General features: G+C 66.7%; 14 protein-coding genes. 9 read left to right on the top strand and 5 right to left on the bottom strand.

What is annotated here, in order from left to right; all coding sequences use genetic code 11:
* Window positions 1–33 precede the first annotated feature (33 nt).
* A complete protein-coding gene (locus BCHO_RS02875) occupies window positions 34–666 on the bottom strand; it encodes a class I SAM-dependent methyltransferase (protein ID WP_029675373.1) in 633 nt (210 codons plus the stop codon).
* A gap of 102 nt (window positions 667–768) precedes the next feature.
* Here BCHO_RS02875 and hflX point away from each other — a divergent pair, with 102 nt between their 5' ends.
* The 3 genes from hflX to BCHO_RS02860 all read left to right on the top strand — a co-directional run bounded on the left by hflX (window position 769) and on the right by BCHO_RS02860 (window position 4,694).
* Entirely contained in the window at window positions 769–2,262 is a 1,494-nt protein-coding gene (gene hflX, locus BCHO_RS02870) for a GTPase HflX (RefSeq protein ID WP_024540645.1), read from the top strand.
* A 266-nt stretch (window positions 2,263–2,528) separates the two neighbouring features.
* On the top strand, window positions 2,529–3,491 hold the full coding sequence (locus BCHO_RS02865; RefSeq protein WP_024540644.1) for an L-lactate dehydrogenase: 963 nt from the start codon (window positions 2,529–2,531) through the stop codon (window positions 3,489–3,491).
* A 261-nt stretch (window positions 3,492–3,752) separates the two neighbouring features.
* Entirely contained in the window at window positions 3,753–4,694 is a 942-nt protein-coding gene (locus tag BCHO_RS02860; RefSeq protein ID WP_024540643.1) for a cation diffusion facilitator family transporter, read from the top strand.
* Between the two features lie 32 nt (window positions 4,695–4,726).
* Here BCHO_RS02860 and lexA read toward each other — a convergent pair whose 3' ends face one another.
* Complete coding sequence (gene lexA, locus BCHO_RS02855) at window positions 4,727–5,419, bottom strand: transcriptional repressor LexA (protein WP_024540642.1); 693 nt, start codon at window positions 5,417–5,419, stop codon at window positions 4,727–4,729.
* Window positions 5,420–5,559: 140 nt separating this feature from the next.
* Between lexA and BCHO_RS02850 the strand changes: the two genes are divergently transcribed.
* Entirely contained in the window at window positions 5,560–6,018 is a 459-nt protein-coding gene (locus BCHO_RS02850) for a LysM peptidoglycan-binding domain-containing protein (RefSeq protein ID WP_160271594.1), read from the top strand.
* 63 nt (window positions 6,019–6,081) lie between these two features.
* Here the strand turns inward: BCHO_RS02850 and BCHO_RS09175 are convergent, their stop codons facing one another.
* Window positions 6,082–6,369, bottom strand: coding sequence for a hypothetical protein (locus BCHO_RS09175; RefSeq protein WP_152595895.1), 288 nt, complete (start codon window positions 6,367–6,369; stop codon window positions 6,082–6,084).
* Between the two features lie 1,127 nt (window positions 6,370–7,496).
* Here BCHO_RS09175 and nrdR point away from each other — a divergent pair.
* Window positions 7,497–7,943, top strand: coding sequence for a transcriptional regulator NrdR (gene nrdR / locus BCHO_RS02840; RefSeq protein WP_024540639.1), 447 nt, complete (start codon window positions 7,497–7,499; stop codon window positions 7,941–7,943).
* 113 nt (window positions 7,944–8,056) lie between these two features.
* Here nrdR and serA read toward each other — a convergent pair whose 3' ends face one another.
* A complete protein-coding gene (gene serA, locus BCHO_RS02835) occupies window positions 8,057–9,259 on the bottom strand; it encodes a phosphoglycerate dehydrogenase (RefSeq protein ID WP_024540638.1) in 1,203 nt (400 codons plus the stop codon).
* Window positions 9,260–9,269: 10 nt separating this feature from the next.
* Window positions 9,270–11,516 carry a HelD family protein gene (locus tag BCHO_RS02830; RefSeq protein WP_024540637.1) on the bottom strand — a complete coding sequence of 749 codons (2,247 nt, stop codon included), beginning with the start codon at window positions 11,514–11,516 and terminating at the stop codon, window positions 9,270–9,272.
* Window positions 11,517–11,744: 228 nt separating this feature from the next.
* Between BCHO_RS02830 and mraZ the strand changes: the two genes are divergently transcribed.
* Genes mraZ through BCHO_RS02810 form a run of 4 tightly spaced genes read left to right on the top strand, consistent with a single transcriptional unit; the run spans window position 11,745 to window position 15,633 of the window.
* Entirely contained in the window at window positions 11,745–12,266 is a 522-nt protein-coding gene (gene mraZ, locus BCHO_RS02825) for a division/cell wall cluster transcriptional repressor MraZ (protein WP_024540636.1), read from the top strand.
* 8 nt (window positions 12,267–12,274) lie between these two features.
* Complete coding sequence (gene rsmH / locus BCHO_RS02820; protein ID WP_024540635.1) at window positions 12,275–13,360, top strand: 16S rRNA (cytosine(1402)-N(4))-methyltransferase RsmH; 1,086 nt, start codon at window positions 12,275–12,277, stop codon at window positions 13,358–13,360.
* A gap of 2 nt (window positions 13,361–13,362) precedes the next feature.
* Window positions 13,363–13,827, top strand: coding sequence for a cell division protein FtsL (gene ftsL, locus BCHO_RS02815; protein ID WP_024540634.1), 465 nt, complete (start codon window positions 13,363–13,365; stop codon window positions 13,825–13,827).
* A gap of 6 nt (window positions 13,828–13,833) precedes the next feature.
* Window positions 13,834–15,633, top strand: coding sequence for a peptidoglycan D,D-transpeptidase FtsI family protein (locus BCHO_RS02810; protein ID WP_024540633.1), 1,800 nt, complete (start codon window positions 13,834–13,836; stop codon window positions 15,631–15,633).
* Window positions 15,634–15,673: the final 40 nt, after the last annotated feature.

The following is a 15,673-nucleotide window of genomic DNA, read 5'->3' as shown; positions in this document are numbered from 1 at the left end:
TCCGCGTTGCCGTCCATGCGCCGCGTAATGCCGTCAGGGCAGGCGGTGCACCTCGATGACGCGGTAGCCCTTCGAGCTGGCGTACTTGCCGACCGTGTAGGCGTCGGACAGCGCGTCGGCGAGCCAGCGCATCAGCGAATCGGAGCCGAGGTTCCTCTGCACGACGAGATAGGCGTGGCCGTCGGCGGCCAGCCGGGGCAGCCATGTCATCAGCAGCGTGTGCAGCTCCTCCTTGCCGATGCGGATCGGCGGGTTCGACCAGATGAGCTCGAACTCGAGCCCGTCGGGCACGTCGTCGGCCTCGCCGACGTGGATGTTCGTGCAGCCGTTGAGCTCGGCGTTGCGCTCGGTCAGTTCGATCGCGCGTTCGTTGACGTCGATTGCGTAGACCTCGGCCTCGGGGGACTCGAGCGCGAGCGCGAGGCTGATCGCGCCCCATCCGCAGCCGATGTCGAGGAAGTCGCCGTGTGCGGGCGGCTGCGGCGCGTGGCGCAGCAGCACCGACGTGCCGAGGTCGACGCGGTGCGCCGAGAAGACGCCGTTCGACGTCTCGACGCGGACGTCATGGCCGCGCAGCGTCACCCGCATCTCGCGCCGCACGTCCTTCGACGACGGCGCGGCCGAGAAGTACTGTTCGTTCACCTGTGGGGATTCGATGTGCGCCATGGTGCTCCGCTTCGCTCTGCTGTATACTGGCATGTCTGCTTATCCGATGATAATCAGGGCTCAGTAAGTTTCCAAGCAAGGACGAGGTAGTATTTGACCACATTGAACACCTTCGACGACGAAGACAAGGCGGCCTTCGGGCCGCAGGCGGGCCGTGACGTGCTCGCTGACCAGTCCGACGTGCTGCTCGAGGAGGGGCATGCGGACGGCGCCGAAAGCGAAATCTGGCGCGAAAGGGAATCGCGCAACGAACTCAAGCACGTCATCGGCCTCGGCGAGCTCGAGGACGTCACCGAAGTCGAATACCGCAAGGTGCGCCTCGAACGCGTCGTGCTCGTCGGCGTCTGGTCGGCGCGCACCGGCACGCAGCGCGAGGCCGAGGAATCGATGCGCGAGCTCGCCGCGCTCGCGCAGACGGCCGGCGCCGTCGTGTGCGACGCCGTGCTGCAGCAGCGTTCGCGTCCCGACCCGGCCACCTATGTGGGCGCAGGCAAGGCCAAGCAGATCGCCGACATCGTCGCGGTCAACGAGGCCGACACGATCATCGTCGACGACGACCTGCCGCCGAGCCAGCGTCGCGCGCTCGAGGACGCGACGAAGGTCAAGGTCGTCGACAGGACGGCCGTCATCCTCGACATCTTCGCGCAGCACGCGACGTCGCGCGAAGGCAAGGCGCAGGTCGAGCTCGCGCAGCTGCAGTACATGCTGCCGCGACTGCGCGGCTGGGGCGCGGCGCTGTCGCGCCAGGCCGGCGGACGCGCCGCCGGCGCCGACGGCGGCATCGGCTCGCGCGGCCCGGGCGAGACGAAGATCGAGCTCGACCGCCGCGTCATCCGCACGCGCATCGCGCATCTGCGCCGCCAGATCGCGCAGATGGCGCCGTCGCGCGAGGTCAAGCGCGGCTCGAGGCGCAAGTACGGACTGCCGACGATCGCCGTCGTCGGCTACACGAACGCCGGCAAGTCGTCGCTGACGAACAGGCTCACCGGCTCCGACGAGCTCGTCGAGAACGCATTGTTCGCGACGCTTGACACGGCCGTGCGCCGTGCGCGCGCGAAGGACGGGCGCCTGTACGCATACGTCGACACGGTCGGCTTCGTGCGCCGGCTGCCGACGCAGCTCGTCGAAGCCTTCAAGTCGACGCTCGAGGAGATCGCCGACGCCGACCTCATCGTCCACGTCGTCGACGCGTCGCATCCCGACCCCTTCGGGCAGATCGACGCCGTCAACGAGGTGCTGCGTACGATCGACGGCGTCGAGCGGTTGCCGGTCGTCACCGTGTTCAACAAGACCGACCTCATCGACGACGTGACGCGCGAACGGCTGCACCGCCTCGCGCCGGACGCGTTCCTCGTCTCGTCGGCGAGCGGCGACGGCGTCGACGCGCTGCGCGCGCACGTCGAGGGGATGCTGCCGAAGCCGAACGTGCACGTCGAGGCGCTGCTGCCGTACGCGGCCGGTTCGCTGTTGTCGAGGATCCGCGAATACGGCAACGTCGAATCGGTCGAATACCGCGACGACGGCGTCATGCTGCAGGCGGACGTCGACGAGCATCTCGCCGCGCAGGTCATGGACCAGGCCGTCGACGGGGACTGACGGCGCGCGTCGGCGGCCGCCGACGACACGCAACGATCCCCGGCTGCACACGTTTGCGCGGCCGGGGATCTCGTATAGCCATGATGGAAGCCCCGAAGGTCGCCGACGGCGCTGTCGGCATCGGGGTACGAAAGCAGCGGGGGAGCGGCCCCGGCACCGTTTTTTTCGAACCGTGAACACGGGACCCGTCTGATACAGTGAACAGCGAATGAAGTACGCATCCGCCACAAGCGGATCGTCGGTGATTATTATTGAGAGGTTTTATCATGGTGGATTCACCCATTAAGCCCACAAAGCTCGCGATCGTCGGCGCAGGAGCCGTCGGCTCCACACTCGCCTTCGCCGCCGCCGAGCGCGGCATCGCCCGCGAGATCGTCCTGCAGGACATCGCCAAGGAGCGCGTCGAGGCCGAGGTGCTCGACATGCAGCACGGCTCGAGTTTCTTCCCGACCGTCTCGATCGACGGCTCCGACGATCCGGAGATCTGCCGCGACGCGGACATGGTCGTCATCACCGCAGGCGCACGCCAGAAGCCGGGCCAGTCCCGCCTCGACCTGGCTGGCGCGACGATCAACATCATGAAGTCGATCATCCCGAACATGGTCAAGGTCGCCCCGAATGCGATCTACATGCTCATCACGAACCCGGTCGACGTCGTCACCCATGTCTCGATGAAGCTCTCGGGCCTGCCGTCGAACCAGATCTTCGGCTCGGGCACGAACCTCGATTCCGCGCGTCTGCGCTTCCTGATCGCGCAGCAGACCGGCGTCAACGTCAAGAACGTCCACGCCTATATCGCCGGCGAGCACGGCGACTCCGAGGTCCCGCTGTGGGCCTCGGCGACGATCGGTGGCGTCCCGATGTGCGACTGGCAGCCGCTGCCGGGCCACGCCCCGCTCGACGCCGCGATGCGCGAGCAGATCCATCAGGAGGTCAAGAACGCCGCGTACAAGATCATCAACGGCAAGGGCGCGACGAACTACGCGATCGCGATGTCCGGCGTCGACATCGTCGACGCGATCCTCAAGGACTCGAACCGCATCCTGCCGGTGTCCTCGCTGCTGACCAACTTCCACGGCATCTCCGACGTGTGCATGTCGGTGCCGACGCTGCTCAACCGCAACGGCGTGAACTCGCGCATCAACACGCCGGTCTCCGAGCATGAGCTCGCCGAGCTCAAGCGCTCCGCCGAGACGCTCAAGGAGACGGCCGCGCAGTTCGGCTTCTGATCCGGCCATGACGGCGGATCCGTATGGATCCGCGAATGACGGCTTTCGAGGGTCGGCCTTCCGATCGAGCGATCGATCGGAAGGCCGACCCTCGGCGTTGTGGGGCGGAAGGGCCGCTCCGCCAACGCGCCGCCCGCATCCTCGGCTATTGCCACGCCGGGGACGGCGTCCTAGGATGTGCAACAGCGGCGGCGCCGGACGGCAAGGGCCGATCCGGCGCGCCGGATCGGCATCGAGGATGGAAGACGACAGGGAGATGACATGGCGCGCACGCACACACACACGGACACGGACATGGCGGGCAAGGGGATGGACCATGCCGGCAGACTGACGACGACATTGATCCTGACCGGCACGATCTTCGTGGCCGAGGTCGTCGGCGCCGTCGTCACCGGCTCGCTCGCGCTGCTCGTCGACGCCGGCCATATGATGACCGACGTCTCGGTGCTCGCCGCGTCGACGCTCACCGCCTATCTGATGCGCCGCCGGCCGAACAACGCGCGCACATGGGGATGGGCGCGCCTCGAGGTCATCACGGCCGCCGGCGGTGGCGTGCTGCTGCTGTTCGTCGGCCTGTATGCGCTCGTCGAGGCCGGCATGCGTCTGTTCGGCGCTGAATCGGACACGATCCACGACGTGCGGCTGCTGCTGTTCTTCGGCATCCTCGGCCTGGCCGCGAACGTCGGCTCGATCCTCGTGCTGCGCGCACGGTCGGGCGACAACATGAACATGCGCGCCGCGTTCCTCGAGGTGTGCAACGACGCGCTCGGCTCGGTGGCCGTCATCGTCTCGGCCGTCGTCATGATGACGACCGGCTGGGACGGCTTCGACGCGATCGCCGGCGCGTTCATCGCGCTGCTGATGATCCCGCGCGCCTTCATCCTCGTGCGCGACGCGATGCGCGTGCTGCTCGAGGAGACGCCCGAAGGGCTCGACCTGGACAAGGTACGCGAGCATCTGCAGCAGGTGCCGCATGTGATCGCCGTGCACGACCTGCATGCGAGCGTCGTCGCGACCGGCATGCCGATCCTCACCGCGCACGTCGTCGTCGACCGCGACATGACGATGGAGCAGGCCGGCGAGGTGCTGCACCGGATGCAGGACTGCCTGCGCGAGCATTTCCCGGTCTCGATCCCGCACACGACCTTCCAGCTCGAACCGGAGGGCTACACGAACGAAAGCGCCTCGCGCATCCATTCGTGAATCGGCGTGGATCGTGACCGGCGGGGACGCGGCTACAGCCTGCGCAGCACAGTGACGACCTTGCCCATGATCTGGGCGTGCGTGCCGTCGATCGGCGAATAGTTCGGGTTGTGGGGGATGAGCCAGATGTGGCCGTGCTCCTGGCGGAAGGTCTTGACGGTCGCCTCGTCGCCGAGCAGGGCGGCGACGATGTCGCCATTCTCGGCGTCCTGCTGCTCGCGGACGACGACGAAGTCGCCGTCGCAGATCGCGGCGTCGATCATCGAATCGCCGTGCACCTCGAGCATGAACAGGTTGCCGGTGCCGGTGAGCCGCACCGGTAGGCGCATGACGTCCTCGACATGCTGCTCGGCCGTGATCGGTGTGCCGGCGGCGATCGCGCCGACGAGCGGCACGTCGCGCGAGGCCAGATAGGCGTCGCCCTCGGGCTGCAGCTCGGCGCCGAAGGAGACCGGCACGTCCTGCGGCCCGATGATCTCGATCGCGCGGCCCTTGTTTGCGTCGCGGCGGATGTAGCCCTTGAGTTCGAGCACCTGCAGCTGATGCTGGACCGACGACGTGCTCTTGAGTCCCGCGGCCTGGCCGATCTCGCGCAGCGAAGGCGCGAATCCCTGACGGGAGATCAGGTCGCGGATCGCGTCGTACACGCGCCGTTGGCGTTCGGTGAGTGGCTCCTGCGGGCCGGCGTTGCCCGTCTGCTCCCGCTGTGGTTCGGTGCTGTGCATGGCATGTCCTTTCGTTGCTAGCCACGATACCGCGAAACGCCGAGGAAATCAAACAGATGTTCGAATCCGGCTTGACGAAATCGAACATCCGTGCGAACATCGAAGCCACGGAGAGAACAGATGTTCGAAAGGTGGCTCGTATGGAGACTCGTGGGATGCGGACGATGGCGACCGGCTGTGACATGGGCCGAAGCTGCGTGGTCCTCGATGTGCCGGCGCCCGAACGGGCGGATCGCATCCGTCTGCGCAGCGGCGAGCACGCCGTCGCGGCGCCGGTGCGCGGCTGGTTCGCGCGCCATATGCGCATGCTCGTCATCGTGCTGCTGGCGTGCGCGACGTCCTTCGCGCTGTGGGGCAGCGGCGCCTGGTCCGGCGGGCGCTCGCCTGCAGCCGCCGGAACGCAGGCGACGGCTTCCGATGCCGCCGATGCCGCCGTCGTGCACTATACGGTGCGCTCCGGCGACACGTTGTGGTCGATCGCGCGTTGGTGCGGCTATGCGAACGCGCAGGACGGCGTGGCCGAACTGATGGCGCTGAACGACCTGGACTCGGCCGCGCTCAGCCCCGGCCAGCACCTCGTCCTGCCGATGGGCATGTGACGATGACCGTCGCGACGATGCGCGCACGGCCATCGAGCTTGGCTGTCCGGGACTTGGAGTTACTCAGGAGCTTGAGGAGGAATTGTCAAAAGTCGGATTCTTGCGTATGGGTGGATTTCCGTAGTATGTCGGATAATCGAAAGGCACTCGGTAGCCTTCGGCGTATAGAGACCAACTGACGTTTGCTCCCACCTTCTTTATGCTGCCGACAAGGTTGCCTGGCATGTTGAGCATTCCCGCATCGACTTTTTCGTCTTCAGTGGCGACTGAATTCCAAATAAGTGATGCGAAAGTCGAACAGTTGTTGTTGACTAATCCCCATGTTGTATGCGCGGTGATGTTCTGATTCACGATGGTGAGATCTTCCTGTCTCAGGGGTCTTTGGATAGAAACAGCATCTCCCCAGCACACGCCGGTGCTCTGCGCGTATCCTTCTGCGTTGTGCCAAAGTCCTGTGAGGGTTTGTGTTGCCCCATGTGCCTACGGTGATGGATTTGCCGTCGGCTACGGTCAATCCTCCTATTTTCAAGGGGGGGGATCCGTTGTAATTGGTAATGGATATCCAAGCGTGGCCGGCGTTGTTTAATGAGGAGAAACCGCCGTCGCCTAATGCGTAGATCCGCATTAGGCGACGCTCATGGCGGCACGTGAAGTTGAGAGCTCTTCAATTGTGCTTTTCTGGTTCTCCGGCAGCTCGATTATTGGTGCAGGAGGTGGATCGATGCTGTCTGAGGTGCTCGTGATGTCACTTGGGAAACTTGTAGGGTTTTCAGTGTGCTCGCGGATGTGGAGGCGCCTACGTCGGATGCGTTGGCGGATACGGGGACGAACGGACTGGCGAGAATTGTCAGGATTACACTATGAAAGTGATAATTTTCTTTTTCATTTCCAGGGTTCTTTCGTGAGTTGGAGCACGGCGGCGACGATTAGGGTGAAAATCGGGTAGAGGGCGAGGCGAATCCATACCATAGCCAGACCTGAGCTCTGCTCGATATGCGAACTGAAGAATCGATAAGCCATGTATGTCTCTACCGCGCCGAAGCTGAGAATGCCTAGAATGGTAATGATCTGTGCAATGGTGAGTATTGAGCCATAATCCGTGTATAGCTGCTCATGTGAAATAGGATGACGCAATCTTCCCTCCCCTTTCGCTTCTTTGCTTTTCTTGATTATATTTTAACCAGCGAGGCTTCTATGTTGCGTGCCGCAAGATGGAGAGCATGTGGCAAAGAATCTCATTCAGAATCTGAGGTCTTTGTAATCCAATCGTCTCTTCGATATGAATGACACAGATTCCGTGATATACGTGTATGATTCGGCGTCGCTGATTAATGTGGAAAACTGCGTATGGACCCGATCTCGACAAGTGTGTGGGGAAGGAGAAACGAAACCTTCATCTCATATCGCATGCAGGAGTCGGCGTGCGCGGCGGCGCGCGGTCGGGCGCAAAGGGAGCGCTTGCCGCTATTGTTGCAGATATGTATTGTCCTTTCTGCCAGAACCCCGATACCAAGGTGATCGACACGCGCATCAGCGACGACGGCCATTCGATCCGGCGACGGCGCGAATGCCCCAAATGCGGGCGCCGCTTCAGCACCGTCGAGACGGCGACGCTGCTCGTGAGGAAACGCTCGGGCAACGTCGAGCAGTTCGACCGCAACAAGGTCGTCGCCGGCGTGCGCAAGGCCTGCCAGGGCCGGCCGATCAACGAGGACGACCTCAAGCAGCTTGGCCAGAAGGTCGAGGAGAGCCTGCGCGCGCAGGGCATCGCCGAAGTGCCGTCCGAACAGGTCGGCAAGGCGATCCTCAAGCCGCTGCGCGAGCTCGACGAGGTGGCGTATCTGCGCTTCGCGAGCGTCTACCAGAACTTCGAGGACCTCAATGACTTCCAGCGCGCGATCGACGATCTGCGCGAGGCGGAGTGACCATGTGCCGGCGACGGTGCACTGATGACGGCGACCGTCCGCCGGGCGACGACCATGCGGCCTCCTTCCGTATGTCTGTGTTTCCTGTATGACAAGCGCGCGTGCGGCGTCCGTCAGTGCTCGAGGACGCGCATGCGGATCGTGCCGGGGATCGCGGCGAGCGCGTCGAGCGCCTGCTCGTCGGGGACCGTCGCGACGTCGGTGACGACGTAGCCGATCTCGCCTTCGGTGCCGAGCGCCTGCGCCGAGATGTTGATGTCCTGTTCGCCGAGCACATGGTTGACGGCGGCGAGGATGCCCGGCAGGTTGTCGTGCAGATGCGCGATGCGTGCCGCGCCCTTGCATGGGCCGGTCGTGATCTGCGGCAGGTTGACCGACAGCATCGTCGACGCCTTCGTCCAGTAGTCCTCGAGACGCTGGGAGACGAACTGGCCGATCGACTCCTGCGCTTCGAGCGTCGAACCGCCGATGTGCGGCGTGAGGATCATGTTGTCCTCGTCGGCGAGCACCGTATGGAACTCGTCGCCGCTCTTCTTCGGCTCGGTCTGGAACACGTCGATTGCCGCGCCGGACAGGTGGCCGCAGTCGAGATGGCGCTTGAGCGCATCGAGGTCGACGACGAAGCCGCGCGAGCAGTTGATGAAGATCGCGTCCTGCTTCATGTGCGCGAACTGGTCCTCGCCGAAGAAGCCGACGTTCGTCTTCCTGCCGTCCACATGGATCGTGACGGCGTCGGAGCGTTCGAGCAGCTCGTCGAGCGTCTCGCAGCGTTCGGCGTTGCCGAGGGCGAGCTTCTCCTCGATGTCGTAGAACAGCACGTGCATGCCGAGCGCCTCGGCGAGCACCGACAGCTGCGAGCCGATGTTGCCGTAGCCGATGATGCCGAGCGTCTTGCCGCGCACCTCGTGCGAGCCGGCGGCCGACTTGTCCCACAGGCCGTGCTTCATATGGTGCGTGTGCGCGGGGATGCGGCGCATCAGGCAGATGATGTCGCAGACGACGAGCTCGACGACGGAACGCGTGTTCGAATACGGCGCGTTGAACACGGCGACGCCGGCCTTCGCCGCGGCGGCAAGGTCGACCTGGTTCGTGCCGATGCAGAAGCATCCGATGGCCGTCAGCGTCGGGCGCGCGTCGAGCACGCGCCTCGTCACCGTCGTCTTGGATCGGATGCCGAGCAGGTCGACGCCGTCGAGCGCGTCGATGAGCTCGTCCTCGGAGAGGGCGCCCTTCATCGTCTCGACTTCGAAGCCATGGTCGCGCAGCGCCTGCGCGGCGAGCGGATGGATGTTTTCCAGTAACAGTGCTTTCGGCATGGAATCCACCTTAGAGGTTGAGCAGCGTTTCATCATCGTTTGTCCGTAGTATAAGCAGACGCTGCGTCGGACGCGTCAGCGCGACGTACAGGTCGGCCGCCGCGCTCAGCCGCGACGGCGCCTCCTGGGCGATCGCGCCGGGCTCGACGACGACGACCGCGTCGTATTCGAGGCCCTTGACCGCCTGCGTGCCGACGACGACGACCTCGTCGTCGACGAGACCGGGACGGGCGTCCAGCCCGTCGGCGACGGCGGCGTGCACGGCGTCGGCGATCTCGTCAGGCGTGATGACGGCGACGCGTCCGCTGCCGCCGTCATCGACGAACTCGTCGGCGAGCGCGCGCACCCGTTCGCCGACGGCGCGGTAGAGCGTCTCGCGGTCGGCGAAGGCGGCGCGCTCGACGGCGTCGGGCACCGAGCGGATCGCCTTGACCGTCGAGATGTACAGGCCTTCGCCCTGGGCGAAATCGGACGCGAGGTCGGAGACCTCGCGCGGGTTGCGGTAGTTGATCGTCAGTTCCTTGAGGTCCCAGTTCTTCGGGCCGAACAGCGCGTTCATCGACTTCGTCCAGTCGCGCGTGCCGCCGAGCGCCGAGGTCTGGGCGACGTCGCCGACGATCGTGAACGAGCGCGACGGGCAGCGGCGCATCAGCATCCGCCAGTCCATCGGCGTGAGCTCCTGCGCCTCGTCGACGACGACGTGGCCGTAGGTCCATTCGCGGTCGGCGGCGGCGCGCGTCGCGACGAGCTCGACGTCGTCGGCGCTCATCTCGTCGGCGAGCATTTTCGACGTGACGATGCCCGAGCCGATGCCGGCCTGCGCGAGCGTGTCGCGCGCGTACTGCTCCTCCTCGGCGCGCCGGGCGTCGCGCGCGGCGCGCCGGGCGGCCTCGTGCGGGTCGGGGCCGAGCAGCTCGAGCGCCTCGTCGAGCAGCGGGATGTCCGAACGCGTCAGCGGCGCGCCCGGCTCGCGCGTGAGCATCCGCACCTGCTCGTCGGTCAGCCACGGCGCGAAGCGGCGGATCTGCACCGGCTTCGAGAACATCTGGTCGATCATCCACGCGCCGTTCATCGGCAGCCACGCGAGGTTGAGCGTGACGCGCAGACGGTCGTTCATGCGCAGCTGCGCGAGGATGTCGCCCATCTCGGCGGCGTCGGGCGTGTAGTCGAGCTGTTCGGCGACGCGCGTGCGCATCGCCTCAAGCATCGACGTGACGAAGGTCTCGCGCGCCTTGTTGTGCGGCTGGCGCGTGCGGCGCGCGTCGGCGATCGCCTGTTCGATGTCTCCGGCGCGCATCGTCACGCTGACGCCGTTGACGGTGATTGTCGGCAGCTTCGAGGGCACGCGCTCGCGCGCGGCGACGGCGTTCGCGACCATCTGCGCCATGCGGCGCTGCCCCTTGAGGCGCGCGACGTGCGGCTCGTCCTCGCGTTCGGCGACGACGCCGGGGACGAGCTCGCCGATCGTGCGGCTGACGACGCCGGTCTCGCCCAGCGACGGCAGCACCTGGTCGATGTAGTGCAGGAAGTCCTCGCTCGGGCCGACGACGAGCACGCCGGAACGTTCGAGACGACGGCGGTGCGTGTACAGCAGGTAGGCGGCGCGGTGCAGCGCGACGGCCGTCTTGCCGGTGCCGGGGCCGCCCTGCACGACGAGCGCGCCGCGCATGTCGGCGCGGATGATGCGGTCCTGCTCGGCCTGGATCGTCGCGACGATGTCGGTCATCTTGCCGGTGCGCCGCGAGCCGAGCGAGGCGAGCAGCGCGCCCTCGCCGGTGAGCGTGCCCTGTTCGGAGGCGGCGTTGACGTGTTCGGAGTGCACGTCGAGCACCTCGTCCTCGATGCCGACGACGTCGCGGAAGTGCAGCGTGATGTGGCGGCGCATGACGATGTCGCCGTGATGCGACGGCGTCGCCTCGTAGAACGGCCGCGCCGCCTCGGCGCGCCAGTCGGTGAGGATCGGCTCGTGGTCGGCGTCCGACAGGCCGATGCGCCCGATGTAGCGGCGGCGGCCGGCCGTGTCGTCGAGGCGGCCGAAGACGAGGCGGTCCTCGACGGCGCGCAGCTGCGCGAGGCGGTCCTCGTACATCGTCGCGAAGGAGTCGCGTTCGGTGCGCTGCGTCGGCGAGCCGTGCGACCCTGCCGCGCGCACGTCGCTCAGGCGCTTGCGCACCTGCGCGCGCAGGTCGTCGAGACGCCCGTAGGCGCGGTCGACGGCTCCCTGTTCCTCTTCCAGCTGCGATGAATACTGTGACATGCTCTTGTGCGTCCCCTCGATGGAAAGTTAAGCCGTACAAGTGTAGCAAACACGCGCAACAGCGCCGCGTCGACGGGCGCGATGTGCGGATTTCGTGCACGAAACGGGGGCGTGGGTCACGCTCACGGCGTGTTTAGCCGCGCGGTGGGGAGTTTAGGGGAACAGTGGGGTAGAGTGGTGGTCTGAGCAAGTGGTCGGAGTCCGGTCGAGAGCGTGCGGAGGTGAGCGATGACGGATCACACCGACGCGCACCCCACGCACGAGACGACCGACGCGCCGGCCGAGGCGGCCTTCGGGCCGTTCGGCGACGCGCCGCTGCTGCTTGGAACCTACACGCCGAAGATCGATGCCAAAGGAAGGGTCGCGTTGCCTGCGAAAATGCGTACGCAGCTGGGGGAGGGCATGGTGCTCGCGCGCGGTCAGGAACGCTGCGTGACGATTCTGCCACGCCGCGAGTTCCGCCGCATCGCCGCCCGCATCCAGCGCACGTCGATGGGCGATCGCGCCGCGCGCCAGTACCTGCGCATCTTCCTGTCCGGCGCCGTCGACACGCAGATCGACCGGCAGGGACGCATCAGCGTGCCGCCGATGCTGCGCGACTACGCCGGCCTGGGCGAGCGCATCGTCGTCATCGGCGTCGGCACGCGCGCCGAGATCTGGAACGCCGACGCGTGGGACGACTATCTCGCGCAGAACGAACAGGGATACGCCGACATCACCGACGACGTGCTCCCGGACATGGAGTTCTGATGACCGATTTGACCGATTACGCACATATCCACCAGCCGGTGCTGCTGCGCGACTGCGTCGAGCTCGTCTCGCCGGCGCTCGCCGCCCCCGGCTCGATCGCCGTCGACTGCACGCTCGGCCTGGCCGGCCACGCGATCGCGTTCCTCAAGGCGAACCCCGAGGCGCGGCTCATCGGCATCGATCGCGACGCCGAGGCGCTCGCGATGGCGGGCGCGCGCATCGCCTCCGAAGGCCTGGCCGACCGCTTCACGCCGGTGCACGCCGCCTTCGACGCCTTCGACGAGGTCCTCGCGGACATGGACGTCGCCCGGGTCGACGCCGTGTTCATGGACCTGGGCCTGTCGAGCCTGCAGATCGACGAACGCGAGCGCGGCTTCTCCTATTCCCATGACGCGCCGCTCGACATGCGCATGGACGTGACGCAGCCGCTGACGGCGCGCGACGTGCTCGCCGACTACGACGAGCGCGCGCTCGCCCATATCTTCAAGGAGTACGGCGAGGAGCGCTTCGCGCGCCAGATCGCGCGCCGCATCGTCGCCGTGCGCGAACGCGGGCCGCTCGAGACCTCGGCGCAGCTCAACGCGCTCGTCGACGCCGTGATCCCGCAGGCGCACCGCGCGAGCGGCAACCCGGCCAAGCGCGTCTTCCAGGCGTTGCGCATCGAGGTCAACGGCGAGCTCGACAAGCTCGCGCGCACGTTGCCGCAGATCGCGAACCGCCTTGCCGTCGGCGGCCGCCTCGTCGTCGAGTCGTACCATTCGCTCGAGGACCGCACCGTCAAGACCTTCATGAACCAGGGCCTGCACGCCGACGTCCCCGCCGGCATGCCGGTCGTCCCCGACGACATGCAGCCGTTCTTCAAGGCCGTCACGAAGGGCGCCGTCATGGCCGACGCCGCCGAGCGCGAGCGCAACCCGCGCGCCGCCTCGGTGCGTCTGCGCGGCGTCGAGCTGATCAGGCCGCTGCCCGAACGCTGGCGCCGTCGCTTCGCCGAACAGGCGCGGGGCGACGACGACGTCCGCGACGGCCGCGGACCGCACGGCGCACATGGCGCCCACGGCCGCCGCGGCCACCGCACGAAGGCGAGGGGATGACCATGGGATCGTCAATGCGTTCATCGCGTTCGTCGGCGGCGCCGGCCGGACGCCAGGGCCAGGAGCCGGCTGTCGGCCATGTCCGGAAGCGCCCGCAGCTGCACGTCGTCGAGAACCGCCGCGCCTCGTCGTCGAAGGTCAGCCGTGGCATGCAGCGGCTGCTCGACTGGACGCGCACGCGCCGCTCGCCGGCCGTGCACATCGTCGTCGCCGTGCTGTTCCTCGGCGCGTGCCTGCTCGGCGCGCTGCTGCTGCGCACGCAGATGAGCTCGAACTCCTTCGAGGCCTCCACGATCGAGCAGCACATCACGATGCTGCAGCAGGACGTCGAGGAGGACCAGACGAAGCTCTCGCAGCTCGAGGCCACATTGCCCGAGCGCGCGCAGAAGATGAAGATGGTCCCCGCGCAAGGCTCGCTGTCGATCGACCTTGAAGGCTACACCCCGTCACAGGAAGGCACCCACTAAGCCATGATGCATCCCATCCGTTCGTTCAAGGCGCTCGCGAAGCCGATGCGCAGCGCCGTCATCCTCGGCGTCGTGCTCGCGTTGCTCGCCTCGGCGTGCCTCGTGCAGCTCGGCGTGCTCCAGCTCGTCGAGGGCGCGCGCACCGCGCAGGCGGCCACGCGCGCACGCACCGTGCAGGTCACGCTCGGCGCCAAGCGCGGCAGGATCATGGACGCCAACGGCGTCGTGCTCGCGCAGAGCGTTGAACGCTACACGATCGTCGGCAACCCGGAAGCCGCGCAGGACTTCACGCCGCTCGACTGCACGCCGCGTACGAAGGACTACTGCCAGCAGCTCGACGGCAAGCCGCTCAAGACGACCGGCGTCGCCGCCGTCGCGCAGCTGCTCGCGCCGCTGCTCGACATGAGCGCCGCCGAGATCGGCGGCAAGCTCGCCGGCACCGGCCAATACGCGGTGCTCAAGAAGGACGTGACGCCCGAGGTCAGGCGCAAGATCGCCGCGCTGCATCTGGGCGGCATCGTCTACGGCGAGCTGAGCTCCGAACGCGTCTACTCGAACGGCTCGCTGCTCGGCGTCTTCCTCGGCGGCGTCGACGACGAGGGAAAGGGCGTCGCCGGCGTCGAACAGCTCGAGGACAAGGCGCTCACCGGCACCGACGGCTACGAGATCTACCAGCAGGGCAACGGCGGCGAGCAGATCCCCGGCACGATGACCGAATCGAAGCCCGCCGTCGACGGCGCCGACGTGCAGCTGACGATCGACCGCGACGTGCAGTGGGGCGTCGAGCAGATCCTCAGGCAGAGCAAGGAGAAGTACAAGGCCGGATGGGGCATCGCCGTCGTGCAGAACGTGCGCAACGGGCAGATCGTCGCGCTCGCCGACACCGACGACGTCAAGGCCGGCAGCGACGAGGCGAAGCTCAGCGTCGCGCGTTCGGTCAACGAGACCTTCGAACCCGGCTCGATCGGCAAGGTGTTCACGATGTCCGGCGTCATCCAGGAGGGCCTGCACACGATGGGCGACCGGTTCACGGTGCCCGGCACGCTCACGCTCGACGGACAGAAGTACAAGGACTCCTTCGAGCACGGCGACGAGCGGTGGACGATGGCCGGCATCCTCGAGCAGTCGTCGAACATCGGCACGATCCTCGCCTCCGAGAACCTCAGCGACGACAAGCGCTACGACTACCTGCGCCGCTTCGGCATCGGACAGCCGACCGGGCTGGGGCTGCCGGGCGAGTCGCAGGGCCTGCTCGCGCAGGCCTCGCAGTGGGACGGCCGCACGCGCAACACCGTATTGTTCGGTCAGGGCTACACCGTCAACGCGCTGCAGCTGACGAACGCCGTGGGTGTCATCGCGAACAACGGCGTCAGGAAGCCGCAGTCGATCATCAAATCGGTCACCGGCGCCGACGGCAGGACGCGCGGGAGCGAGACCGGCGAGTCGACGCGCGTCATCGACGAGGCGGTCTCCAAGCAGGTGCTCAACGCGATGGAATCGGTCTCCGAGCACTACGCGTCGCAAGGCTTCGCCGGCGTCGACGGCTACCGCGTCGCCTCGAAGTCCGGCACCGCCGAGGTCGCCGGCGCCGACGGCAGGCTCTCGTCGCTGATCAGCGACTACGCGGGCATCATCCCGGCCGACGACCCGCGCTTCGTCATCACCGTCATCCTCAAGGACCCGGAGGGCGCCTACGGCGGCCTGACGGCGGGCCCGGTCTTCGCCGAGATCGGCAAGTTCCTGATGCAGAAGTACGAGGTGCCGAACTCGCAGCCGCGCAAGGACGCCATCCCGGTGGAATGGTGAGCGCGCGGGATACGGGTAGGCACAAGAAAAGGAAGCAACG

It is taken from the genome of Bifidobacterium choerinum (genome assembly GCF_000741135.1).
GTDB classification, from domain to species: Bacteria; Actinomycetota; Actinomycetes; order Actinomycetales; family Bifidobacteriaceae; genus Bifidobacterium; species Bifidobacterium choerinum.
This window is presented reverse-complemented; position numbering and strand designations above follow the sequence as displayed.

Coding starts and splice junctions, on each gene's coding strand:
- BCHO_RS02875 (WP_029675373.1), bottom strand. CDS start 666: ATGGCGCACATCGAATCCCCACAGGTGAACGAACAGTACTTCTCGGCC.
- BCHO_RS02865 (WP_024540644.1), top strand. CDS start 2,529: ATGGTGGATTCACCCATTAAGCCCACAAAGCTCGCGATCGTCGGCGCA.
- BCHO_RS02860 (WP_024540643.1), top strand. CDS start 3,753: ATGGCGCGCACGCACACACACACGGACACGGACATGGCGGGCAAGGGG.
- lexA (WP_024540642.1), bottom strand. CDS start 5,419: ATGCACAGCACCGAACCACAGCGGGAGCAGACGGGCAACGCCGGCCCG.
- BCHO_RS02850 (WP_160271594.1), top strand. CDS start 5,560: ATGGAGACTCGTGGGATGCGGACGATGGCGACCGGCTGTGACATGGGC.
- nrdR (WP_024540639.1), top strand. CDS start 7,497: ATGTATTGTCCTTTCTGCCAGAACCCCGATACCAAGGTGATCGACACG.
- serA (WP_024540638.1), bottom strand. CDS start 9,259: ATGCCGAAAGCACTGTTACTGGAAAACATCCATCCGCTCGCCGCGCAG.
- BCHO_RS02830 (WP_024540637.1), bottom strand. CDS start 11,516: ATGTCACAGTATTCATCGCAGCTGGAAGAGGAACAGGGAGCCGTCGAC.
- mraZ (WP_024540636.1), top strand. CDS start 11,745: ATGACGGATCACACCGACGCGCACCCCACGCACGAGACGACCGACGCG.
- ftsL (WP_024540634.1), top strand. CDS start 13,363: ATGGGATCGTCAATGCGTTCATCGCGTTCGTCGGCGGCGCCGGCCGGA.
- BCHO_RS02810 (WP_024540633.1), top strand. CDS start 13,834: ATGCATCCCATCCGTTCGTTCAAGGCGCTCGCGAAGCCGATGCGCAGC.